General features: G+C 70.7%; 25 protein-coding genes and 1 tRNA gene. 9 read left to right on the forward strand and 17 right to left on the reverse strand.

Features of this window, described 5'->3' with window-relative positions:
- Positions 1–134: 134 nt before the first annotated feature.
- Together Q0444_RS09080 and Q0444_RS09085 are read left to right on the forward strand one after the other, a co-directional pair.
- Positions 135–1,754, forward strand: a complete 1,620-nt coding sequence (locus Q0444_RS09080) for a sodium-dependent transporter (RefSeq protein WP_291082149.1) — start codon at positions 135–137, stop codon at positions 1,752–1,754.
- 3 nt (positions 1,755–1,757) lie between these two features.
- Entirely contained in the window at positions 1,758–1,895 is a 138-nt protein-coding gene (locus tag Q0444_RS09085; RefSeq protein ID WP_291082150.1) for a methionine/alanine import family NSS transporter small subunit, read from the forward strand.
- A 27-nt stretch (positions 1,896–1,922) separates the two neighbouring features.
- On the opposite strand, the gene Q0444_RS09090 is transcribed toward Q0444_RS09085, so the two are convergent.
- Both Q0444_RS09090 and Q0444_RS09095 read right to left on the reverse strand, forming a co-directional pair.
- The gene (locus Q0444_RS09090; protein ID WP_291082153.1) at positions 1,923–2,411 is read right to left on the reverse strand and encodes a hypothetical protein; all 489 of its coding nucleotides are present in this window, start codon (positions 2,409–2,411) and stop codon (positions 1,923–1,925) included.
- A 69-nt stretch (positions 2,412–2,480) separates the two neighbouring features.
- Positions 2,481–2,562 (reverse strand) — tRNA-Leu (locus Q0444_RS09095).
- A 59-nt stretch (positions 2,563–2,621) separates the two neighbouring features.
- Here Q0444_RS09095 and Q0444_RS09100 point away from each other — a divergent pair.
- Both Q0444_RS09100 and Q0444_RS09105 read left to right on the forward strand, forming a co-directional pair.
- Positions 2,622–3,197 carry a hypothetical protein gene (locus Q0444_RS09100; RefSeq protein WP_291082156.1) on the forward strand — a complete coding sequence of 192 codons (576 nt, stop codon included), beginning with the start codon at positions 2,622–2,624 and terminating at the stop codon, positions 3,195–3,197.
- Entirely contained in the window at positions 3,194–3,568 is a 375-nt protein-coding gene (locus Q0444_RS09105; RefSeq protein WP_291082159.1) for a DUF3817 domain-containing protein, read from the forward strand. The genes Q0444_RS09100 and Q0444_RS09105 overlap by 4 nt, the downstream gene beginning before the upstream one ends.
- 2 nt (positions 3,569–3,570) lie before the next feature.
- Here Q0444_RS09105 and Q0444_RS09110 read toward each other — a convergent pair whose 3' ends face one another.
- The 7 genes from Q0444_RS09110 to clpS all read right to left on the reverse strand — a co-directional run bounded on the left by Q0444_RS09110 (position 3,571) and on the right by clpS (position 8,389).
- Positions 3,571–4,272 (reverse strand): non-canonical purine NTP pyrophosphatase, encoded by a 702-nt coding sequence (locus tag Q0444_RS09110; RefSeq protein WP_291082162.1) that lies wholly within the window; start codon positions 4,270–4,272, stop codon positions 3,571–3,573.
- A 2-nt stretch (positions 4,273–4,274) separates the two neighbouring features.
- On the reverse strand, positions 4,275–5,060 hold the full coding sequence (gene rph / locus Q0444_RS09115) for a ribonuclease PH (RefSeq protein WP_299023040.1): 786 nt from the start codon (positions 5,058–5,060) through the stop codon (positions 4,275–4,277).
- Positions 5,061–5,102: 42 nt separating this feature from the next.
- Positions 5,103–5,882: an MBL fold metallo-hydrolase gene (locus Q0444_RS09120; protein WP_291082165.1), complete on the reverse strand. Its 780-nt coding sequence runs from the start codon at positions 5,880–5,882 to the stop codon at positions 5,103–5,105.
- A gap of 82 nt (positions 5,883–5,964) precedes the next feature.
- Positions 5,965–6,801, reverse strand: a complete 837-nt coding sequence (gene murI / locus Q0444_RS09125) for a glutamate racemase (RefSeq protein ID WP_291082168.1) — start codon at positions 6,799–6,801, stop codon at positions 5,965–5,967.
- Positions 6,777–7,460, reverse strand: coding sequence for a rhomboid family intramembrane serine protease (locus Q0444_RS09130; RefSeq protein ID WP_299023042.1), 684 nt, complete (start codon positions 7,458–7,460; stop codon positions 6,777–6,779). The genes murI and Q0444_RS09130 overlap by 25 nt, the downstream gene beginning before the upstream one ends.
- A 25-nt stretch (positions 7,461–7,485) precedes the next feature.
- On the reverse strand, positions 7,486–8,097 hold the full coding sequence (locus Q0444_RS09135) for a DUF2017 domain-containing protein (protein ID WP_291082174.1): 612 nt from the start codon (positions 8,095–8,097) through the stop codon (positions 7,486–7,488).
- 4 nt (positions 8,098–8,101) lie between these two features.
- Complete coding sequence (gene clpS / locus Q0444_RS09140) at positions 8,102–8,389, reverse strand: ATP-dependent Clp protease adapter ClpS (RefSeq protein ID WP_291082270.1); 288 nt, start codon at positions 8,387–8,389, stop codon at positions 8,102–8,104.
- Positions 8,390–8,499: 110 nt separating this feature from the next.
- Here clpS and Q0444_RS09145 point away from each other — a divergent pair, with 110 nt between their 5' ends.
- The 4 genes from Q0444_RS09145 to Q0444_RS09160 all read left to right on the forward strand — a co-directional run bounded on the left by Q0444_RS09145 (position 8,500) and on the right by Q0444_RS09160 (position 13,116).
- Positions 8,500–9,855 carry a nicotinate phosphoribosyltransferase gene (locus tag Q0444_RS09145; RefSeq protein ID WP_291082176.1) on the forward strand — a complete coding sequence of 452 codons (1,356 nt, stop codon included), beginning with the start codon at positions 8,500–8,502 and terminating at the stop codon, positions 9,853–9,855.
- 147 nt (positions 9,856–10,002) lie between these two features.
- A complete protein-coding gene (locus Q0444_RS09150; RefSeq protein WP_291082179.1) occupies positions 10,003–10,488 on the forward strand; it encodes a CD225/dispanin family protein in 486 nt (161 codons plus the stop codon).
- Between the two features lie 28 nt (positions 10,489–10,516).
- A complete protein-coding gene (locus tag Q0444_RS09155; RefSeq protein WP_291082181.1) occupies positions 10,517–10,966 on the forward strand; it encodes a DUF2752 domain-containing protein in 450 nt (149 codons plus the stop codon).
- 41 nt (positions 10,967–11,007) lie between these two features.
- Positions 11,008–13,116 carry an ATP-dependent DNA helicase gene (locus Q0444_RS09160; RefSeq protein ID WP_291082183.1) on the forward strand — a complete coding sequence of 703 codons (2,109 nt, stop codon included), beginning with the start codon at positions 11,008–11,010 and terminating at the stop codon, positions 13,114–13,116.
- Here Q0444_RS09160 and Q0444_RS09165 read toward each other — a convergent pair.
- From Q0444_RS09165 to ctaD, 3 genes are all read right to left on the reverse strand, one after another.
- Positions 13,042–13,866 (reverse strand): aminoacyl-tRNA hydrolase, encoded by an 825-nt coding sequence (locus Q0444_RS09165; RefSeq protein WP_291082185.1) that lies wholly within the window; start codon positions 13,864–13,866, stop codon positions 13,042–13,044. The genes Q0444_RS09160 and Q0444_RS09165 overlap by 75 nt on opposite strands.
- Positions 13,863–15,092 (reverse strand): phosphoserine phosphatase SerB, encoded by a 1,230-nt coding sequence (serB, locus tag Q0444_RS09170; RefSeq protein ID WP_291082188.1) that lies wholly within the window; start codon positions 15,090–15,092, stop codon positions 13,863–13,865. Before serB ends, Q0444_RS09165 begins: the two co-directional genes overlap by 4 nt.
- Positions 15,093–15,228: 136 nt before the next feature.
- Entirely contained in the window at positions 15,229–16,989 is a 1,761-nt protein-coding gene (ctaD, locus tag Q0444_RS09175) for a cytochrome c oxidase subunit I (RefSeq protein WP_299023043.1), read from the reverse strand.
- A 250-nt stretch (positions 16,990–17,239) separates the two neighbouring features.
- Here ctaD and Q0444_RS09180 point away from each other — a divergent pair, with 250 nt between their 5' ends.
- Positions 17,240–18,376, forward strand: a complete 1,137-nt coding sequence (locus tag Q0444_RS09180) for an ABC transporter substrate-binding protein (protein ID WP_291082200.1) — start codon at positions 17,240–17,242, stop codon at positions 18,374–18,376.
- Between the two features lie 78 nt (positions 18,377–18,454).
- Here Q0444_RS09180 and nrdF read toward each other — a convergent pair whose 3' ends face one another.
- The 5 genes from nrdF to ykgO form a co-directional block, all read right to left on the reverse strand.
- A complete protein-coding gene (gene nrdF, locus Q0444_RS09185; RefSeq protein ID WP_291082203.1) occupies positions 18,455–19,471 on the reverse strand; it encodes a class 1b ribonucleoside-diphosphate reductase subunit beta in 1,017 nt (338 codons plus the stop codon).
- Between the two features lie 91 nt (positions 19,472–19,562).
- Complete coding sequence (nrdE, locus tag Q0444_RS09190) at positions 19,563–21,644, reverse strand: class 1b ribonucleoside-diphosphate reductase subunit alpha (protein ID WP_291082273.1); 2,082 nt, start codon at positions 21,642–21,644, stop codon at positions 19,563–19,565.
- A gap of 68 nt (positions 21,645–21,712) precedes the next feature.
- Entirely contained in the window at positions 21,713–22,159 is a 447-nt protein-coding gene (gene nrdI / locus Q0444_RS09195; protein ID WP_291082206.1) for a class Ib ribonucleoside-diphosphate reductase assembly flavoprotein NrdI, read from the reverse strand.
- 57 nt (positions 22,160–22,216) lie between these two features.
- On the reverse strand, positions 22,217–22,447 hold the full coding sequence (locus Q0444_RS09200; protein ID WP_291082209.1) for a redoxin NrdH: 231 nt from the start codon (positions 22,445–22,447) through the stop codon (positions 22,217–22,219).
- Between the two features lie 526 nt (positions 22,448–22,973).
- Positions 22,974–23,096 carry a type B 50S ribosomal protein L36 gene (gene ykgO / locus Q0444_RS09205; protein WP_291082212.1) on the reverse strand — a complete coding sequence of 41 codons (123 nt, stop codon included), beginning with the start codon at positions 23,094–23,096 and terminating at the stop codon, positions 22,974–22,976.
- Positions 23,097–23,142: the final 46 nt, after the last annotated feature.

Raw genomic sequence — 23,142 nt, forward strand, 5'->3', positions numbered from 1 at the left:
ATTCAACCTAGCCCCACCAGTCACACCGCGCGATACAGTACTTGCGTCGAATCGGTCACCAAACGGCAACTGGCCGACTACAAGTAGTAGATCGGCTGCCCGGAGCACTGAGTCTCCCCCTCTAGGAGGACGTCATGACCACACCCGCCGCCAAGGCCGGGACGCGACCACGGGAGACCTTCTCCCGACGGTCCGTCTTCGTCTTTGCCGCCATCGGTTCCGCCGTCGGCCTCGGCAACATCTGGCGCTTCCCGTTTGTCGCCTACGACAACGGGGGCGGCGCGTTCCTCATCCCCTACCTGGTGGCGCTGCTCACGGCGGGTCTACCGCTGTTGTTCTTCGACTACGCCATCGGCCACCGCTTCCGCGGGTCCGCACCGCTGAGCTTCCGGCGGATGAACCGGTTCGCCGAGCCGATCGGATGGATCCAGGTCCTCGTCGCCTTTGTGATCGCCGTCTACTACGCGGTGATCATCGGCTGGGCGGCGTGCTACGCCTGGTTCTCGCTGGACCAGCGCTGGGGCCAGACGTACGAGGAGTCCGCGACCTTCTTCCTCGAGGACTTCCTCAAGATGGGCAGCGGCTTCGGGGTGGACTTCGTCCCGATGATCGCCATCGTGCTCGTCGCGGTCTGGGTGATCACGCTCGGCGTCCTGCTCGCCGGCGTCCAGAAGGGGATCGGCGGCACCGCGCTGGTGTTCGTGCCCCTGCTCGTCGTGCTCTTCGCGGCGCTCGTCATCCGCTCGCTGTTCCTCGACGGCGCGATGGAGGGGCTCAACAAGTTCTTCACCCCGAACTGGGCCGTGCTCACCGAGCCGAGCGTGTGGATCGCCGCCTACGGGCAGATCTTCTTCTCGCTCTCCGTCGGCTTCGGCATCATGCTCACCTACTCCTCGTATCTCAAGCGCAAGACCAACCTCACCAGCTCCGGCCTGGTGGTCGGCTTCTCCAATTCCGCGTTCGAGGTCCTGGCCGGCATCGGCGTGTTCGCCACCCTGGGCTTCCTCGTCTCCACCTCGGCCGGCGCCGGATGGGATGACGTCGGCGGCGGTCCGGGGCTGGCGTTCATCGCCTTCCCCGCCCTCATCTCGCAGATGCCCGGCGGGCCGATCTGGGGCGTGGTCTTCTTCATCTGCCTCATCCTGGCCGGCCTCACCTCGCTCATCTCGATCGTCGAGGTGGTGATCTCCTCCTTCCAGGACAAGATCGGCGGCTCGCGCACCGTCGCGACCCTGGCGATCGGCGTCCCGATGGCCGTGATCTCGCTCGTGCTCATGCCCACCGAGCAGGGCCTGCAGAACCTCGACATCATGGACAAGTTCTCCAACAACCTCGGGATCGTCGGCATCGCGCTCATCGCCCTGTGCTCGGTGATGTTCGTCCTGCGACTCGGGCCGCAGCTGCGCGACCACCTCAACTCGGTCTCCTCCTGGAAGGTCGGGACGTTCTGGCTCTTCTGCCTGGCCGTCCTCACCCCGATCGTCCTGGCGTACGCGCTCATCACGACCATCATCGAGCTCATCAACGAGCCCTACGAGGGCTACGACGCCGCCGTGCTCGGGGTCTGGGGGTGGGGCATGCTCGCCACCGTCCTCGTTCTCTCGGTGATCCTGTCCGCACTGCCGTGGCGCGGATCCCGGCAACTCGACGGCCCTCCCTCCGTCGACGACGATCCGAGCGACTACACCTACGAAGAGGGCCTCACCCGACCCGCCGCGACCCCGGCACCCACCCGCTCCCCGAAGGAGGCCTGAGTCATGGACGCTCCCGCGCTCATCATGATGGTGCTGTTCCTGCTCGTGATCTGGGGCGGACTCGTCGCCAGCATCATGCACTACGTCGCCAACCCGGACGCCGAGGACGGCGCTCCCCCCTCACTGCCGCGCGAGCTCTAGATCCCGCCCGGCGCACCCGGACGTCGACTACCCGTCTTCCCTCCAGTAGGTCCTCGGCCACTCGGACTTCGGAGGGAGGTTGTCGATCTCCGGCTTCTGCCACTTCGACCTCGGGGGCAGGTGGTCGCGGTTGATGGCGCCGGAAACACGAGGCTCGGAGACGGTGCCCGTGATGAACCACTCGACCTCGAACTGCTCGGGGCTGTAACGGTGGATCAGACCGAGTGGGGAGAGAATCATCCAGTCGCCCCGCTTCACGTTCTGTTGGACAAGCCCCTTGTACGCGCCGAACCTGAACGCGGGGGGGTACCAGGCCTTGTTGACGTGAGGCAGGATCCGTCGGTCGTACGGGTCGGCGTCCCCGCCCGTGACAACCAGGTCACCGAACATGTGCCTGATGACGTCCTCGTTCTCAGGCAGCGAGCGGACAGCGATGAACTGACTCTCCCGATTCAGGGGTTCCGTACGACCCCTCTCCGCCTGTGCTCTCGAGACGACGGCTACCACCTCGCCCATCGCTGGCCTCCCCACCGCGTAGAGATCGGATATCCCACCGCGAAGGATGCACCACGCATACGACAGGGGTGCGCCCGGGGAGACTTGAACTCCCACGTCCGTAGACACTGGAACCTAAATCCAGCGCGTCTGCCAATTCCGCCACGGGCGCGTCACCCGGGGGTACCGGGCGAGGTGAGTTTACCCGGAGGTCGGCGGTACCGTGGAGGCGTGTCCGACACCCTGGGTTCCCCCGCGACCGGAAGCGCCACCGCGTCCGGCGAGTCGGCGTCGACCAGGGTCAGGCATCGCCCCGCGTGGATCGCGTTCGTCACCCTGGGCGCGATCTTCTGCCTGGGGATGGGGCTGTGGCAGCTCGCCCGGTACCGGGAGGCCACGGGGACCGTGCAGAACCTCGGGTACACGTTCATGTGGCCGTTCCTCGCCGGGTTCCTCGTCTACGCCTACGTGAAGTACGTGCGCATGGAGGCCGAGGAGGCCGACCGCATCTCCGCCACGGACGGCGCCGTGGGTGGCCATGCCGCGCGGGTCCGGGGCGAGGAGCGGGACGACGACGACGAGGTCGACCGCCCGTCCGGAACCGCGCCGACCGCCGGGACGAACCAAACCGGCCGGCGCCGCGGTCCCGTCGTGACGGAGATCCCCTCCGACCTGCTGCCGACTCGTCGGCCCGCCCGCGACGAGGGGGCCCGGGACGAGGGCCTGGACGCCTACAACGCATATCTCGCCGAGCTCGCCCGGAAGGACCGGGCCGACGGCACCCACCAGGAGAAGCCCGCCACATGACCGCCGCAGCCACCACGCACACCGACGACCGCACGCCGGATCCCGACGGAAGGATCCGCGGGGCCCTCACCCGGTACCGGGTCCTGGCCTGGATCACCGGCGTGTGGCTCCTGGTCCTCACCGCCGAGATGGTCTACAAGTACCTGATCCTGGACAGCTCGTCCGACGCCCCCGACTGGTTCACCTACATCGGGCAGGCCCACGGCGTCTTCTACATCCTCTACCTGTTCATGACCCTCGACCTGGCCATCAAGGCCCGCTGGCCCGCGGTGCGGACCCTGCTCACCGCGCTGGCGGGGACCATCCCGTTCCTGTCGTTCTGGTTCGAGCACATCCGGACCCGGGACGTCCGGGCGCAGTACGCGGTCTGACGTCAGCCGAGGGCGGCGAGCTCCCGCAACGCCGGCACGAGCGCGCGCAGTGCGCGGCCGCGGTGGGACGCCGCGTCCTTCTCCCCCGGCGTGAGCTCGGCGGCCGCGCGGTCCGTGCCGTCGGGGAGGAAGACCGGGTCGTAGCCGAACCCGCCCTTCCCGCGGGGCCCGCGCAACACGCTGCCCGGCCAGCGCCCCTCAGCGACCGTCTCGCCGTGGGCCACCCCGTCCGCCGGGCTGGGCGCCGGGCCGGGCGCCGGGCCGGGCGCCGGGCCGGGCGCCCGACCAGTCGCCGTGCCGGGCACACCCGGGCCGACCAGCGCGCAGGCGGACACGAACGCCGCGCCGCGGCGGTCGTCGGGGACGTCGGCGAGCTGCGCCAGCAGGAGCGCGTTGTTCGCCGCGTCGTCGCCGTGCCGGCCGGCCCAGCGCGCGGAGAGCACGCCGGGCATCCCGTTCAGGGCGTCCACCGCGAGCCCCGAGTCGTCGGCCAGGCACGGCAGCCCGGTCGCCCGGGCTCCCGACCGGGCCTTGATGAGCGCGTTCTCGGCGAAGGTGGCGCCGTCCTCCGGCTCCTCCGGGAACCCGGGCACCTCGTCCAGGCCGATCGGCTCGATCCCGACGATCCCCTCCGCCTCCAGCACCCGGCGCAGCTCGGCCAGCTTCTTGGCGTTCCGGCTGGCCACGAGCAGCCGCACGGTCACCGCTACCGCCCCTGGGACCGCGCGAGCGCGGGCGTCGGGAGCGCACCCGGGTAGGGGGCCGCCAGCGCCTCGCGCTGCAGGGCGAACAGCCGCTCGCAGCCGGCCTGCGCGGAATCGAGCATCGCGTCGAGGGTGTCCCGACCGAACGCGGCGCCCTCGGCGGTCCCCTGGACCTCGACGAGCTCCCCGGCATCGGTGCAGACGACGTTCATGTCCACCCCGGCCCGCGAGTCCTCCTCGTAGGGCAGGTCGCACAGGACCCGGCCGTCGACCACGCCGACGCTCACCGCGGCCACCGCGCAGACGAGCGGGTTGCCGGTGACGGCGCCCTTGTGCTGCAGCCAGGTGACGGCGTCCGCCAGGGCCACGTAGGCGCCGGTGATGGCGGCGGTCCGGGTCCCCCCGTCGGCCTGGAGCACGTCGCAGTCCAGGGCGATGGTGTTCTCCCCGAGCGCGGACAGGTCGATGCACGCGCGCAGCGACCGGCCGACCAGGCGGCTGATCTCGTGGGTCCGTCCGCCCACCTTGCCGCGCACCGACTCGCGGCCCGAGCGCTCGTGGGTCGCCGCCGGGAGCATCGCGTACTCGGCCGTCAACCAGCCCAGCCCCGAGCCCCTGCGCCACCGGGGCACGCCCTCGGTGACGCTGGCCGTGCACATGACCCGGGTCTGCCCGAAGGTGACGAGGACCGACCCCGCCGGGTGCGAGGTGAAGCCCCGCGTGATGGTCACGTCACGGAGGTCGCCGTCGGCGCGTCCGTCTACTCTGCCGTCAGAAGATGAGGTCACGACCGCCGATCCTAGCTGGTCACCACGCCCGGGGACCCGGTGCTACACGTCGATCCGCAGATCCGGCTCGGCCAGCAGGACCTCGCCGCTGAACTCGACGGCGGCCTCCGCGCGGACACGCTCGCGGTCGGTCCACGGCGGGATGTGGGTCAACACCAGCCGCCCGACCCCGGCCCGCCGGGCGGTGCGACCGGCCTCGGCCCCCGACATGTGGATCCCCGGCGGCCGGCCCTCCTCGTGCGTCCACGACGCCTCGCAGAGCAGGACGTCCGCGCCGGCCGCGAGGTCGACCAGCGCGTCGCAGTAGGCGGTGTCACCGCTGTAGACCAGGACGCGACCGGACACCGAGGTCAGGCGCATCCCGTAGGACTCCGGCGGGTGATCCACCCGACCGGCCCGCACGTGGAGGCCCACCTCGCCGTCGTGGCCCCTCATCTCCACCTCGGGAGTGACGTCCCACGACCCGACGTCGAAGGTGTCCGACAGGTCGTCCACCGCCCCGGGCTCCTCCGCGGAGGCCACCCCGATCCGGTACGCGGTGCCGGACGGCCCGATGAGCGGGACCCGCCGCGCCCGTTCGGCCTCCGGCCCGTAGCGCCGCAGCACCAGCAGCCCCGGGACGTCGAGGCAGTGGTCGGCGTGCAGGTGGGACAGCAGGACCGTGGCGTCCTCCGGCGAGACGAAGCGCTGCAGCGCCCCGAGCACCCCGGGCCCCATGTCGATCACGACCGGGGCCACCCCGTCGACCTCCACGAGGTACCCGGACGCCGGCGAGGTGGGTCCGCCGATACTTCCCGAGCACCCGAGGACAGTCAGAAACATGGGGACCATCGTGCCACGGCGGCACCGGCACCGTCCGGACGGTGCCCCTGTCGGCGGACCGCGGTACGGCGCGACCGGAGCGTCACGAGCCGTCCACGCGGCCGACCGCGACCAGTCCCGGACCGAGGAACCTCGACGCCACCCGCCGGAAGCTGTCGGGGTCGCCGGTGACGAGGAACTCGCGGGTGGCCGGCACGGACGGGTCGTGGGGGCGCAGCAGGTCCTCCGTCGTGAGGACGCGCAGCACGTCCTTGGCCGTCTCCTCCGCGCTGGACACCAGCGTCACGTGGTCGCCGACGGCCAGCTGCACCACCCCGGACAGCAGCGGATAGTGGGTGCAGCCCAGGACGAGGGTGTCCACGTCGGCGTCCCGGATCGGGGCCAGGTAGGCCTCCGCCAGTCCCAACACCTGGCGCCCGCTGGTGATCCCGCGCTCGACGAACTCCACGAACTTGGGGCACGCCACCGAGGTCAGGTCCACCCCGTAGGCGGCGGCCACCGCGTCGTCGTAGGCCCGGGACGCCACTGTCGCGCGGGTGGCGATCACCCCGATCCGGCCCGAGCGGGTGGTGGCCACCGCGCGCCGCGCCGCCGGCTGGATCACCTCGATCACCGGGACGGGGTAGCGCTCGCGGGCGTCGCGCAGCATCGCCGCCGACGCCGTGTTGCAGGCGATCACCAGCGCCTTGACCCCCCGGCCCACCAGGGAATCCGCCACCGCCAGCGCGTGGCGCCGGACCTCCGCCAGGGGCAGCGGACCGTACGGACCGTTGGCCGTGTCGCCGACGTACACCAGTGACTCGTCCGGGAGCTGGTCCATGATCGCGCGGGCCACGGTGAGGCCACCCGCGCCCGAGTCGAACACCCCGATCGGGGCCTGCGGATCGGGCGCCGTCACCTCGGCGGTCCGGCGGTCCACCGCACCTGCCCGGCGGTGACGGCCCGGGGCTTCCTGTCACGCTTGTGGCCGTACGCCGCCACCACGCCTCCGATCGCACCACCGAGGTGCCCCTGCCAGGAGACGCCGTCCTGCAGGGGGGACAGCCCGGCGAGCGCCCCGAGCCCGTAGTAGAAGCCGATCAGCACACCGATGATCAGGTGGAGGAAGCTGCGGGTGAACAGGCCCCTGACGATCACGTAGAAGATGTAGCCGAACACGATCCCGGAGGCCCCGATGTGAACGGTGCCGACGCCGCCGAGCAGCCACGACACCACGCCCGAGGCCACCCACGAGACGAGCGTGACCCGGATGAGCGGGGCCAGGCCCGAGAGCGCGATGATGGAACCCAGGATCAACAGGGCGATCGAGTTGCCGATCAGGTGACCCCATCCGCCGTGGAGGAACGGCTGGAAGAGGATCCCGAGGAGCCCGTCCGTCGTGAGCGGGCGGACCCCGTCGTCGTCCAGGCCCGGTGACCCCACCGCAGCCTGGATGACCTGGTCCGCCGCCTCGACCACCCACATCAGGGCGACAAAGGAGAAGAGCAGGATCAGGGCCGGCCAGCGGCGGGGATCCTTCGGCGTGGGCCCGGCCGCTCCGGCGGCCCCGGCCCCGTAGGCCCGCGGGTCTGGGTTCACGATTCTCTCCTCACTGGCGCTGTCCTCACTGCCCCATCAGGGCGGTGCACAGGGAATCCTGCATGAAGGTCAGCCAGTGGTAGACGTCGAGATGCGCCGACCGCGGGTCGTCCTCCGGAACGAATTCGGGGATGTCGGTGGCCGGGACGCCGTCCACGGACCCGGCGTCGAGGAGCAGCGCCCCGAGTCCCAACCGGACGTCATTGAGGCACCCCATCCACGCCTGGGCCTGCTCGGGGGTGAGGGACACCGTCCCGCCGCGCGCCGGCAGGGACCGCAGGACGACGACGGCGGTGGAGAGCTTGGCGTCGATGATCTCCGGCTCGTGGATCATGCGCATCCCCGAATTGTGGGCGCGGGTCACCGCGAGGGCGTCCGGGTCGTGGTCCTTGCCGGGCTCGGGCCGGTGGAAATCCGGCAGCAACCGGGCGAGCGGCGCCTGGTCGGGCAGGGCCGAGTGGCCGCTGCGCATCCCGGTGAGCTCGGCCAGGTCATCCCTGGGCGCGGAGTCGCGTCGCTGCTCCAGCATGTCCACGATGTTGGAGACCAGGGCGTGGAGGATCTGCACCTCGTGCGCCTCCATCACCGCCTTGATGCGGGGGCCGCCGAGCGAGCCCTTGCGCTGCCACGCCTTCACCGCGTCACGCCTCCCGCTGCATCGTGGCCCACAGCCCGGCCTCCTGCAGCTTGCGGACGTCGTTCTCCACCTTCTCCCGGCTGCCGGAGGACACCACCGCCCGACCGTCGTTGTGGACCTTGAGCATGAGATCGTGCGCCTTCTCGCGGCTGTAGCCGAACACCCGCTGGAAGACGAACGTCACGTAGCTCATGAGATTGACCGGGTCGTCCCAGACCACGGTGAGCCAGGGGTTGTCCACCCCACCGTCCAGCTCCGCCTCCGTGGACTCCACGGGCGCCGCCGACGGCATCGCCATCACGGGGACGACGTCCCGGTCGGCCGCGAGAGGCGTGGTCACGGTGTACATAGGGCCAAGGATACGGATATCCGGCGGGTCGGCCACGCCGTAGAGTCGTGCAGGTGACCTCGACGCCGCCCCCGCACTCCCCTCGCCCGGCGGGCCGCCCGTCCACCGCGCTGCTCACCGACAAGTACGAGCTCACGATGATCCGCGCCGCGCTGGCCGACGGAACCGCCGACCGTCCCTGCGTCTTCGAGGTGTTCACCCGACGCCTGCCCGCCGGCCGCCGGTACGGCGTCGTCGCCGGCACCGGCCGGCTCCTCGAGCGGCTGGCGGATTTCCGCTTCGGCGACGAGGAGATCGAGGTCGTGGCCGACTCGCTGGACGAGCGGACCACCGAGTGGCTCCGGGGGTTCCGCTTCTCCGGCCGGATCGACGGGTACCCGGAGGGCGAGTTGTTCTTCCCCGGGTCGCCGGTGCTGAGCATCCGCGGCGGGTTCGCCGAGTGCGTGGTGCTCGAGACGCTGGTGCTGTCCGTGCTCAACCACGACAGCGCCATCGCCTCCGCCGCCGCGCGGATGACGTCCGCCGCCGGCGGTCGTCCCATCATCGAGATGGGGTCACGCCGCACCCACGAGGAGGCGGCGGTGGCCGCGGCCCGCGCCGCGTACCTCACCGGCTTCGCCTCGACCTCCAACGTCGAGGCCACCCGGCGGCACGGCGTCCCCTCCGCGGGCACGTCCGCGCACGCGTTCACCCTCCTGCACACCGGACCGGGCGGACCCGACGAGGCGGCCGCGTTCCGCTCGCAGGTCGCCACCCTCGGGGTGGACACCACCCTCCTGGTGGACACCTACGACATCACCCGCGGGGTGGCCACCGCGATCGAGGTGGCCGGACCGGAGCTCGGCGGGGTCCGCATCGACTCCGGCGACCTGGGCGTACTGGCCCAGCAGGTCCGCACCCAGCTCGATTCGCTGGGTGCCCACGCCACCAGGATCGTCGTCTCCGGCGACCTCGACGAGTACGCGATCGCGGCCCTGCGCGCCGAGCCCGTCGACGTCTACGGGGTGGGAACCCGCCTGGTCACCGGGTCCGGGGCCCCCACGGCCGGGATGGTCTACAAGCTGGTCGAGGTGGACGGCATCCCCGTGGCCAAGCGCTCCGCCCACAAGGAATCCCTGCCGGGCGCCAAGCGGGCGATCCGACTGCACCGGCCCTCGGGGACCGCGGTCGAGGAGGTGCTCCTGCCGTGGGGCGGCGCGGCGCCCGACGAGCCCGGTCTGCGGCAGCGGGACCTGATGGTCCCCCTCGTGCGCGACGGCGACCCGGTGCCGGGCCTGCCGTCGCTGGCCGAGTCGCGGGAGCTGCACGCGGCCGCGATGGTGACCCTGCCCTGGGAGGGGCTCGCACTGAGCGAGGGCGACCCCGCGGTCCCGGTCCGCGTCGTCCCGCCGCCGACGTCCGGACGCTGACGCGGGATCGACTCGAACCGGTCCCCCACCTCCTGAGGTGGGATAAGTTTTCAACCACTCGGCAGCGCGCCGTCCACTGTGGCCGGCGGGGTCGGCCGGGACCGGCCGGGCCAGATCGACCGGTCCCCTCGCGAACGGGAGCACCAGATGAGCTATCCGAATTCCGGAGACGACCAGTCCGGCGACCAGGGCCAGGGCGGCCAGTTCGGCGGCGAGCCCCACTACGGTGGCGACCAGCCCTACGGCGGCGGCCAGCCGTACGGCTCGGGCCAGCAGTTCGGGTCAGGGCAGCAGTTCGGCGGGGGCCAGCAGTTCGGCGGTGGCCAGCCCTACGGAGCCGGCCAGCAGTTCGGCGGTGGCCAGCCCTACGGAGCCCCCGGGCCCGCGCCGGACAACAACCTGGTCTGGGCGATCCTCTCCACCCTCCTCTGCTGCCTCCCGCTGGGCATCGTGTCGATCGTCAAGTCGACCAGCGTCAACTCCCTGTGGGCCCAGGGTCGGTACCCGGAAGCGCAGAAGGCCGCCGAGGACGCCAAGAAGTTCGCCGTCTGGGGCGCGATCGCCGGGGTGGTCGTGGCGGTGGCCTACGCCATCTTCGCCGTGGTGATGGGCGTCGCGTCCTCGGGATACTGAGCCCCTCCCCCGTTCCTGAGGAACACCCGTGCACGCGACGACCCCCGCGACGACGGGCCCGGCGGTGACCGGTCGGTGGACCCGCCTCGCCGGCCCGGTGGCGACGCTCGCCGGCGCCGCCGGGGTCTGCGCCCTGGTCGCGTTGACCGACCCCACCACGCCGGGCGGGATGAGCCCGCCCTGCCCCACCAAGGCGCTGTTCGGGATCGTGTGCCCCGGGTGCGGCTCCGCGCGGATGCTGTACTCGGTCCTGCACGGCGACCTCCGCGCCGCGGCGGCGTACAACGCCGTGGGCCTGGTCGCCCTCGTGCTGGTCGTGTGGACCTACGTCGCGTGGTCGACGCGGACGATCACCGGGAGACGGATCCGGCGGTGGGAGACGTGGCGGTGGTCGCCGGTAGCAGTCGGGGTGGTCGTCGCGGTCTGGGCGATCATCCGGAACCTGCCGGTTTCCCCCTTCACCGCCCTCGCGGTCTGATCGTCCGCCGCGCCGTCCGACCGGGCCGCTAGGGTTACCGCGTGACCGACTCGCTCCCCTCCGTCTCCGACCTGCTCGCCACCGCGGTCGAGAGCCTGGGCGGGAGCGAGCGGCAGGGCCAGATGCTGATGGCCGAGGCGGTCGGCAACGCGCTGGCCACGGGCGAGCACCTGGCGGTCCAGGCGGGCACCGGCACCGGCAAGTCGCTGGCCTACCTCGTGCCGGCGCTGCGGCACGCCGTCGCCACCGGCGGCACGGTCGTGGTCTCCACCGCCACGATCGCCCTGCAGAACCAGCTGGTGGACCGGGACCTTCCCCGCCTGGCGGCCGCGCTCCGCCCCGAACTCGGCGTGACCCCCTCCCACGCGATCCTCAAGGGCCGCGGGAACTACCTGTGCCTGCACCGCGTCGGTTCCGGCCCGGTGGACCAGGTCGACCCCGACGAGATGGTGACCGAGGAGCTCTTCGACCTGCCGATCGGCGGCGAGTCCACCGCCGCGCGCGCCCCCGCCGGGTCCTCGCCCCGGGACACCGGCCCGAACTCCTGGCTGGGTCGCGAGATCGCCAGGCTCCACGACTGGGCGCAGGACACCGAGACCGGTGACAGGGACGACCTGCCCCGCGGCGTGTCCGACGCCGCCTGGCGCCAGGTGTCGGTGACCAGCCGGGAGTGCCTGGGCCAGCTGTGCCCCGAGTTCACCGAGTGCTTTGCCGAACTCGCCCGCCAGGAGGCGGGACGCGCCGACATCGTGGTGACCAACCACGCCCTGCTCGCGATCGACGCGATGACCGACGTGTCCGTCCTGCCCGAGCACGACGCGGTGGTGATCGACGAGGCGCACGAGCTCTCCGACCGCGTGACGGGCGTGACGACGGCGGAGCTCACCGGCGCCGCCGTGATCCAGGCCGCCCGGCGCGCGGCCAAACTCGTCGACCAGCAGACCGCCGACCGCATGGTGGCCGCCGGCGAGGGCCTGGCCGGGCTGCTGGACCTGTGTCCCGAGGGTCGGTGGGACCTCCTGCCCGAGGGCGCCGACCTCGCGCTCGCGGCGGTCCGCCAGACCGCGGAGAACTGCCGGAGCGCCGTCCCGGGCCCCAAACCCGGGGAGGCGGCGGGGGACCCCCAGGGGGCGTCCGACCGGCAGAAGACCCTCGCCGCGCTCGACGAGGTCGCCGACGCCGCCGATCGGATGCTCTCCTCGTTCGAGCGCGCCGTCACCGACCGTCTGGAGATCGTCTGGATGACCGAGGAGGACCGCCGCGGGCGGATCCTCCGCGTGGCCCCCCTCTCGGTGGCGGGGCTCCTCCGCGCCCGGCTGTTCGCCGAATCCACCGTCATCCTCACCTCCGCCACCCTCACCACGGGCGGGCGGTTCGACGGCCTCGCCGCCACCTGGGGGCTGCCCCCGGCCTCCTCCGCCCGCCCCGACCCGGCGAGCGCCGTGGCGCTCGAACCACCATCCGACGACGACGAGAGCAGCCTGCGATGGACCGGGCTGGACGCCGGTTCGCCCTTCGACTACCGCCGCAACGGCATCCTCTACGTGGCGGCGCACCTTCCCGCGCCCGGGCGGGACGGCGGCTCCCCGGAGGCGGGTGACGAGCTGGTCGACCTCGTCACGGCCGCGGGCGGGCGCACCCTCGGGCTGTTCTCCTCGATGCGCGGGGCCAAGGCGGCCGCGGAACTGCTGCGGGACCGCCTCGACACCCCCGTGCTGTGCCAGGGCGAGGACTCGACGGCCAACCTCGTCGCGCAGTTCGCCGCGGACGAGGAGACCACCCTCGTCGGCACGCTCTCCCTCTGGCAGGGTGTCGACGTCCCCGGGCGGTCGCTCTCCCTGGTGGTGATCGACCGCATCCCGTTCCCCCGACCCGACGACCCCCTGCTCTCGGCGAGACAGCGGGCGGTGGGGGCCCGCGGCGGCAACGGCTTCCTCGCCGTCGCCGGCAACCACGCCGCCCTCCTGCTGGCGCAGGGCGTCGGCCGCCTCCTCCGACGCACCGACGACCGTGGCGTGGTGGCCGTGCTGGACTCCCGACTGGTCACCGCCCGCTACGGCGGGTATCTCCGGGCCTCACTGCCGCCGTTCTGGCAGACCACCGACCGCGACGTGGTGATCGGGGCCCTCGAGCGGCTCCGCGACGCCTGACGCCGCCCGGCCGCCGTCCTCGGCGATCACCGTCACCGATCCCGGGGCGACCTCCGTGTACCCGGCGTCGACCACCCCGACCACCCCGGGGACCCGCGCGGCCACGGCCCCGGAGAGCTCACCCCACCGGCCCGGGTCGGCCTCGCGCACGGCCACGGGCAGACCGCCGGCGATCCACGCGTCGAGCCGGGCGCGGTCCATGCTCGCCGCCGACAGCATCACGCCGTGGCCGACCTGCGCTGCGGCCTTGCCCACGGTCATCGCGAGGGCCCCGTCGATCCAGATCACCGGGACGCCTGCGGGAGGCGGACCGGGGCGGTCGCGATCGAGGTCCGTGCCGCCGATCTGCAGCCGCCCCAGCCGGGGGTCGACCTCGTCGACCGGGCCCGGGACGAACGCCCTCGCGACGCATCCCGCCACCTCGCGCGTCACCCCGGGAACCTCGAGCGCGGCCTGCCACTGGGCGCCCCGGGCACGCCGGGCGATCTTGCGCATCCGGGCGTCCAACCACGCGGCGTAGGCCGGGTGCCACGGACCGCCCGGGGCCACACGCTCGTCCAGGCACAGCGCGGCCACGGCGCCCGCCACCGCCTCCAGCAGCGGGGTGCGACCAGGCGGCTCCGCCCTGGGCAGGTGCAGGACGATCGGCATCGACCGGATCGTGGTGCGGTCGTCGGGATCCTCCGCGCCGGCCGAGCCCTCGCGGAGCCGGGCATGGCACCAGTCGAGCGCGGCCCCCGATGCGATCACGCCAGCGGCACGCGGCGGTAGGTGCCGGCGGCGCTGTCGGCGGCCTCGATCTCGTCCCGCGTGATGCCGAGCACGAACAGGACCGTGTCGAGGAACGGCTTGGACAGCGAGGCGTCCGCGACCTCCCGCAGGGCCGGCTTGGCGCAGAACGCGATGCCCAGCCCGGCGGTGGTGAGCATGTCGATGTCGTTGGCCCCGTCCCCCACCGCGACCGTCTGGCTCAGCGAGATGCCGAGGTCGTCGGCGAACTCGCGCAGGAACGCGGCCTTGGCCTGACGATCCACCACATCGCCGACCACCCGTCCGGTGAGGACGCCGTCCACCACCTCCAGCGTGTTGGCGCGGGCGAAATCCAGCCCCAGGTCCTCGACGAGCCCGGAGATCACCTGGATGAACCCGCCGGAGACCACGCCGCACCGGATCCCGAGCCGCTTCAGCGTCCGGATGGTGGTCCGGGCGCCCGGTGTGAGGACGATGCTCGCGGCGACCTCGTCGAGGACGGTCGCCGGCAGCCCCTCCAGGGTCGCCACCCGCTCGTGCAGGGATTGCGCGAAGTCCAACTCGCCCCGCATCGCGCGCTCGGTGACGGCGCGGACCTCCTCCTCCTTGCCCGCGTGCGCGGCGAGCATCTCGATCACCTCGCCCTGGACGAGGGTGGAGTCGACATCGAACACCACGAGGCGCTTGGAGCGCCGCCCCAGGCCCGCCCGGTCCACCGAGATATCGACACCGTGGGCGTCCGAGAGCGGGGCGAGCGTCTCGCGCAGCCGGGCGTCGTCGGCGGCATCGCGCCCGGCCGTCGACACGTGCAACTCCAGGCCGGTGACCGGGTAGTCGGCGATGCCCCGGATCGCGTCGATGTTCGCCCCGATGGAGGCCAGCGACCCCGACACCGCGGAGAACGCGGACGCCGTGACGGGGCTGCCGAGGATCACCACGGCGTGGGTGGACGGTGGGGCGGCGGGCGCGATGTCGTCGAACTGGACGTCGAGCTGCATTCCCAGGTCATCGACCTGGTCGGTGAGTTCCCGCACCACCGTGACAGCGTCGACGTCCGCGCCCACCCGGACCATCAGTCCCAGGGAGAGGTGACCGTTGACCACCACCTGCTCCACGTCCACGAGATCGGCGTGGTGGGAGGCGAGGACGGACATCACCCTCGCGGTGACACCGGGCCTGTCGGGACCGGTGACGGTGAGAAGGGCCGGGGTGCCGGGGGTGCTCACGGGTGCTCCTGACGAACGGTCTGGGTGGGGATGGTCGGCCGCGCCGAGGGGCCGACACGCGGGAACCCCGCCGGTGGACGAGCCTACCGACGGGGTTCTCCGGGCCTGCGCCCGCGGGTGAGAACGGGCGGGGGTGTCAGGCCTTCTGCGGGGACGGGCCGCGCTCGGCCACGTCCTTCGCGGAATCCGGGTCCGTGGCCTTGGCGCGGCCGCCCACGTGGGCCTCCGCCCGCATCCGCTCACTCATGTGCGGGTAGTGCAGCTCGAACGCCGGGCGCTCGGAGCGGATCCGCGGCAGCGTCACGAAGTTGTGGCGCGGCGGCGGGCACGAGGTCGCCCACTCGAGGGAGTTGCCGGCGCCCCACGGGTCGTCGACCGTGACGATCTCGCCGTAGCGCCAGCTCTTGATGACGTTCCAGATGAACGGCAGCATCGCGATGCCGAGGATGAACGACCCGATGGTGGAGATCTGGTTGAGGACCGTGAAGTTGTCCGAGGGCAGGTAGTCCGCGTAGCGGCGGGCCATGCCCTGGTTACCCAGCCAGTGCTGGACGAGGAACGTGGTGTGGAAGCCGATGAACATCAGCCAGAAGTGCCAGTGCCCCAGCTTCTCGTCGAGCATCCGGCCCGTCATCTTGGGGAACCAGAAGTACACGCCGGCGAACGTGGCGAACACGATCGTGCCGAAGAGCGTGTAGTGGAAGTGGGCCACGATGAAGTACGTGTCCGAGATGTGGAAGTCGATCGGCGCCGAGGCCATCATGATGCCCGTCAGGCCGCCGAAGAGGAAGGTGACGATGAAGCCGAGCGCGAACACCATCGGCGTCTCGAAGGTCATCTTCCCGCGCCACATGGTCCCGATCCAGTTGAAGAACTTCACCCCGGTGGGAACCGCGATGAGGAACGTCATGAAGGAGAAGAACGGCAGCAGCACGGCGCCGGTGACGAACATGTGGTGCGCCCACACCGCCATGGACAGCGCGGCGATGGCGAGGGTCGCAAAGACCAGGCCGGCGTAACCGAAGAGCGGCTTGCGCGAGAACACCGGGAAGACCTCGGAGACGATGCCGAAGAACGGCAGCGCGAGGACGTACACCTCGGGGTGACCGAAGAACCAGAACAGGTGCTGCCACAGGATGGCGCCACCGTTGCCCGGATCGTAGATCCGCCCGCCGAACTGGCGGTCGTAGAAGACGCCGAGGGCGGCGGCGGTGAGCAGCGGGAAGATCAGGAGGATGAGGACCGAGGCCACGAGGATGTTCCACGTGAAGATGGGCATGCGGAACATGGTCATGCCCGGCGCACGGAGGCAGATGATCGTGGTGACGAAGTTGACCGCGCCGAGGATGGTGCCGATGCCGCCGAGGCCCACGCCGAGGATCCAGAGATCCGCGCCGACGGCCGGGGAGTGGATCTTGTCGGCCAGGGGCATGTACATGGTCCAGCCGAAGGCCGCCGCACCGCCGGGGGTGAGGAATCCCGAGAGCATGGTGATGCCACCCACGGTGAACAGCCAGAACCCGAAGGCGTTGAGACGCGGGAACGCGACGTCCGGGGCGCCGATCTGGAGCGGCATGATGTAGTTCGCGAATCCGACGACGATCGGGGTGCCGTACAGCAGCAGCATCACCGTGCCGTGCATGGTGAAGAGCTGGTTGAACTGCTCGTTCGACAGGAACTGCATGCCCGGGAAGAAGAGCTCCGCACGGATGAGCAGCGCCATGAGGCCGCCGATGAAGAAGAAGATGAAGCACGAGACGATGTACATGATGCCGAGCATCTTGTGATCGGTCGTCGTCAGCATCTTCCACACGAACGACCCCTTGCGGGCGTTACCCGTGGGTTCGCCCGGTGGGTGGTCGAGATCGTGGACCGGCTTGGGGGCCACTGCGGTCATAAGGGTCCTCCTGAACGCCTCACCCGACGCCGTGGGCCGAACCACCGACCCCACGTCGAACGCATAGGAATAGTGCGTGAGCGCAATCCTAACCCTCCGCTGAGACAGTGCACCACCCACCCCGCCGAACTCGTCACGGGTGCCGACCCCCGGGAATCGCGGCCCGCCGCGTCGGGCCGCGAACGACGTCCATACCCGCCGCCACCGGCACGGGGACGGGGCCCGGGCGGCGATCTCCTAGGCTCTCCCCATGACCGTTTCCGCCCCGATCCGACCCCGTCGCCCCGACCGGGGGTACCTGAGTCGGCCGGCACGGGCCGCGGCGCCTCTCGTCGCCGGTCTGGTGCTGGCCGCCTGCGGCCCCTCCCCCGTCGACATGGTCGACCAGCCGATCACCACGACGCCCTCCCGGATGGCCGGCGAGGAACTCCAGAGATCCGCCGAGCCGGACGAGTCGTGCGCGCCCGAGCCGGCACCGGTCGAGTTCCCCGGAGGCGGGGAGCGCCGGGTCCCGTCCGGGGTCGCGGGACCGGACCAGGTCGGGGTCCCGCGATCGCCGGAGCGGATCCTCGCGCTCGGGGCGGGCGCCGTGGACGTCGCCTGCGCCCTGGGGCTGCAGGGTCTCGTCGTCGGGACGTCCGGGTTGCCGCCCGACGCCGACGTCTACCTACCCGCCTCCCTCCTCGGGCTGCCCGACCTCGCGATCACCGCCGGGTCCGCGCCCGCCGGGGTCGCGGACGCGGCCCGCGCACTCGGGCCCGACCTCATCGTGGTGGCCGCCGACCAGGTGCCGGACCCGGACGTGGCGCGGGCCCTGGCCGGGGTGGCCCCCACCGTGGTCTACGACTCGGACGTCCTGCGGTGGAGCGAGGCCACCGCGGAGATCGCCGACGCCTACGGCCGACCCCGCGCCGGCGGGGACCTCCTTCTGGACGTGATCGAGCGGGCCCGGATCACCGCCGGCGCCACCACCCCCTCCGATACGTGGGTCTCCCTGCTCTCGGTGGCGGGCGCGGACGGGGAGGCAGTCTCGGTCCAGGGCCCGGACACCCTCGGATCGTTGATGCTCGAGGCCGTGGGGGCCGGCCGGCCCCCGGCCCAGCGCACCCGGGACGGCCGGGGCGTCCCGCCGGCGCCCGAGTCGCCTCCCGTGGGTGACCCGCTCGACGGCGACGTGATCTTCGCGGTGGTGGGCGGCGGTGACCGGTCGGAGGAGGCCGCCCGGGAGGTGTTCGCCTCGACCAGGTGGAGGGACCTCGACGCGGTGGGCGCCCGCCGCGTGTTCGTGGTGGACCGCGCCGTGTGGGAGGGCGCCGGGCCCGTCGCCGCCCGCGCCGTCCTGGACGACATCAGGAACTCCATCAACGGGATCGCCCCCGACGGCTAGGGGCGATGTCCGGCCGGACGGGTGAGCCCCCGACATCTCCGGGTGGATGTCGGGGGCTCACCACGCGCTGCGGGAGGGTCAGAAATCCCAGTCCTCGTCCTCGGTGGCCTCGGCCTTGCCCATGACGTAGGAGCTGCCGGACCCCGAGAAGAAGTCGTGGTTCTCGTCGGCGTTGGGGCTCAACGCCGACAGGATGGCCGGGTCGACGTTGGTCTCGTCCTTGGGGAACATCCCCTCGTAACCGAGGTTCATCAGCGCCTTGTTGGCGTTGTAGCGCAGGAACTTCTTGACGTCCTCCGTCCAGCCGACCGAGTCGTACAGGTCCTCCGTGTAGTCCGCCTCGTTGTCGTACAGCTCGAACAGCAGCTCGAAGGTGTAGTCCTTGAGCTCGTCGCGCTCGGCCTGGCCGACGTGCTCGAGGCCGCGCTGGTACTTGTATCCGATGTAGTACCCGTGCACCGCCTCGTCGCGGATGATCAGCCGGATGATGTCCGCGGTGTTGGTGAGCTTGGCCCGCGAGGACCAGCGCATCGGCAGGTAGAAGCCGGAGTAGAAGAGGAAGGACTCGAGGAGGGTCGAGGCGATCTTCCTCTTGAGCGGGTCGTCCCCCGAGTAGTAGCCCAGGATCACGTGGGCCTTGCGCTGCAGGAACGTGTTCTCCTCGGCCCAGCGGAAGGCGTCATCGATCTGCGGGGTGGAACAGAGCGTCGAGAAGATGGTCGAGTAGCTCTTGGCGTGGACCGACTCCATGAACGCGATGTTGGTGAGGACCGCCTCCTCGTGCGGGGTGGAGGCGTCGGGGATCATGCTCACGGCCCCCACCGTCCCCTGGAGGGTGTCCAGCAGGGTCAGGCCCGTGAAGACCCGGGTCGTGAGCTCCTGCTCGACATCCGTCAGCGTCTGCCACGACGGGATGTCGTTGGACACCGGGACCTTCTCCGGCAGCCAGAAGTTGCTGGTGAGTCGTCCCCACACCTGGTCGTCGACCTCGTCGGTGACCCGGTTCCAGTTGATCGCCGACACGCGGTCGACCAGTCGCGGGGCGAGCCCGGCGGCGGGGCTGTGGGAACCGGGAGCGTGCAGCTCGGCGGTCATCGGATCTCCTCGTGGTGGCGGGTGTGGTTCGGGCCGCAGGCCTGCGGTCGGCGGGTCAGAGCATGCACGAGACTCAGAGCATGCACGAGACTCAGAGCATGCACGAGACGCAGCCCTCGACCTCGGTGCCCTCGAGCGCGAGCTGGCGCACCCGGATGTAGTACAGGGTCTTGATCCCCTTGCGCCACGCGTAGATCTGGGCCCGGTTGACGTCGCGCGTGCTGGCCGTGTCCTTGAAGAACAGGGTCAGCGAGAGGCCCTGGTCCACGTGCTGGGTCGCCGCCGCGTACGTGTCGATGATCTTCTCGTACCCGATCTCGTACGCGTCCTGGTAGTAGTCCAGGTTGTCGTTGGTGAGGTAGGGCGCCGGGTAGTAGACGCGCCCGATCTTGCCCTCCTTGCGGATCTCGATCCGCGAGGCGACGGGGTGGATCGACGAGGTCGAGTTGTTGATGTAGCTGATCGAACCGGTGGGCGGGACCGCCTGGAGGTTCTGGTTGTAGATGCCGTACTGCTGCACGTCGGCCTTGAGCGCGCGCCAGTCGTCCTGCGTCGGGACGGCGACCTCCGCGTCCGCGAAGAGCTGACGGACCCTCTCGGTGGCCGGCTCCCACCTCTGGTCGGTGTACTTGTCAAAGAACTCGCCGGAGGCGTACGTGGACTCGGGGAAGCCCGCGAACCACGTCCCCCGCTCCCGCGCGAGGGCGTTGGAGGACCGCAGCGCGTGGAACAGCACCGTGTAGAAGTAGATGTTCGTGAAGTCCACGCCCTCCTCGGATCCGTAGTGGATCCGCTCCCGCGCGAGGTAGCCGTGGAGGTTCATCTGCCCCAGGCCGATCGCGTGGGACTCCGAGTTGCCCCGCTCGATCGACGGGACGGAGTCGATGTGGGTCTGGTCCGACACCGCGGTCAGGCCCCGGATCGCCGTCTCGATGGTCTGGCCGAAGTCCGGCGAGTCCATGGCCTTGGCGATGTTGAGCGAACCGAGGTTGCAGGAGATGTCCTTACCCACGTGCGAGTAGGTGAGGTCCTCGTTGTACTCCGACGGCGTCGAGACCTGGAGGATCTCCGAGCACAGGTTGGAGTGCGTGATCTTGCCGGCGATCGGGTTGGCCCGGTTCACCGTGTCCTCGTACATGATGTACGGGTAGCCGGACTCGAACTGCAGCTCCGCGACGGTCTGGAAGAAGTGGCGGGCGTTGATCTTGGTCTTCTTGATCCGGCTGTCCTCGACCATCTCGTGGTAGTGCTCCGAGATGTCGACGTCCGCGAACGGCTTGCCGTAGATGCGCTCGACGTCGTACGGCGAGAACAGGTACATGTCGTCGTTGCGCTTGGCCAGCTCGAACGTGATGTCCGGGATCACCACGCCCAGCGAGAGGGTCTTGATGCGGATCTTCTCGTCGGCGTTCTCCCGCTTGGTGTCGAGGAACTTGAAGATGTCCGGATGGTGGGCGTGCAGGTACACGGCGCCCGCGCCCTGGCGGGCTCCGAGCTGGTTGGCGTAGGAGAAGGAGTCCTCGAGCAGCTTCATCACGGGGATGACGCCGGACGACTGGTTCTCGATGTGCTTGATGGGCGCGCCGTGCTCACGGAGGTTCGAGAGCAGCAGTGCCACGCCGCCACCCCGCTTGGACAGCTGGAGGGCGGAGTTGATGCTGCGGCCGATCGACTCCATGTTGTCCTCGATACGCAGGAGGAAGCACGAGACGGGCTCGCCGCGCTGCTTCTTGCCCGAGTTGAGGAACGTGGGCGTGGCCGGCTGGAAGCGGCCGTCGATGATCTCGTCGACCAACTGCCGTGCCAGCACCTGGTCGCCCGCCGCGAGGGTCAGCGCCACCATGCAGACGCGGTCCTCGTACCGCTCGAGGTACCGCTTCCCGTCGAAGGTCTTGAGCGTGTACGAGGTGTAGTACTTGAACGCGCCGAGGAACGTGGGGAAGCGGAACTTCTTGGCGTAGGCATGGTCGAACAGCTCGCGCACGAAGTTCCGCGCGTACTGGTCGAGCACCTCGCGCTCGTAGTAGTTCTTCTCGACCAGGTAGTCCAGCTTCTCGTCCAGGTTGTGGAAGAAGACCGTGTTCTGGTTGACGTGCTGGAGGAAGTACTCCCGCGCGGCCCGACGGTCCATGTCGAACTGGATCTTCCCGTCCGCGTCGTACAGGTTGAGCATGGCGTTGAGCGCGTGGTAATCCAGGCGCTGCCCCTCGCCCGCCTCTCCCGCGATGGTGCTGTCCGGGGTCACGGTTGGTGCTGCCAAAACTCTTCCAATCCTTCTCGGACGCGGATGACGTCCTCGTATGTGCCCATCAACTCGAACCGGTAGAGGTACGGGACCTCCAGCTTGCGAGCGATCACGTCGCCGGAGCGACCGTAATCCGATCCGAAGTTGGTGTTGCCGGCGGCGATGACGCCCCGGCAGAGGCTTCTGTTGTGCGCGTTATTGAGGAACGCGACCACCTGGCGCGGAACCGAGGCCCCGCTTCCCCCCGTGATCTCGAGGCTTCCCCCGTACGTCGGGACGATCAGAACATACGGGTCCGACACCACCAGCTCGGGCTCGGACCTGCGCACCGGGATGCGCAGTGCCGGCAGCCCCAACCTGTCGACGAACCGCTTGGTGTTCTCGGAGATGTTGGAGAAGTAGACGATCCCCACCGGCTCGCCGGCCGGCAACGGAGCCGCCATGACCGCCCCCTCTACCTCACGTCAGTGTGTTCCCACCGGTTCCGGACCGACCGGGCCTCAGGCCGCCACCGAGGCGAGCGCCTTGATCCGATCCGGGCGGAAGCCCGACCAGTGGTCGCCTCCGGCCACCACGACGGGCGCCTGGAGGTACCCCAGCGCCATCACGTACTCCCGCGCGTCGTCGTCCATCGAGATGTCGACGATCTCGTAGTCGATGCCCTGCTTGTCGAGCGCCTTGTAGGTGGCGTTGCACTGGACGCAGGCGGGCTTGGTGTAGACGGTGACCATGAGTCGGGGTCCTCTTTCGGCACGGGCGCCGGGCGGCGCGGAGGGGTCTTCTCTAGCGGTCATCGGTTCCGGCGCTCTCGCCCGGCCTGTGGACAACCGCGGTGTCTGTCATGGTTCACGACCCGAACTCCACGAGTGGCATTCATCGGGACCGCGACGCCTCTAGACACTACCCCTAGTGGCTGGAAGGTCAACCAACCACAACATTTTGGTCTTACAACGCTGGTATTCCCAGGTCGCGATCCCGCCTTGTGGACGCTCGCGACCCCGCCCCGGAACCGCCGTCCCCGAGCCCCGCCCGGGGCCGGCGCCCCGTCCCCCGCCCGACCGGCGGACGCCCCTCGCGGCGGATCCCGACCGTCCACAGGCCCTCCCCATGTGGCCCACATGTTGTCCCCACTCCCTCCACACGACGGACCGGGGCGGGAGGGGACGGGACGACGACGACAACGACGACGACGAGGGCCCGCCGCCGGCAAACCGGAGACGGGCCCTCGAGGGTGCGTGGGAACCCACGCGGCGGAACTCAGCCCTGACGGGCCTTGAACCGGGGATCTTTCCTGTTGATCACGAAGACCTTGCCGTGACGACGGACAACCTGGGCGCCCGGCTTGTTCTTCAGCGACCGAAGGGACTTGCGGACCTTCATCTGGCGCTCCTTAGGCTCTCGGGCGGCCATGAGGGCCGCCGACTCG

The sequence above is a fragment of the uncultured Dietzia sp. genome, from assembly GCF_937873725.1.
Lineage (GTDB): Bacteria > Actinomycetota > Actinomycetes > Mycobacteriales > Mycobacteriaceae > Dietzia.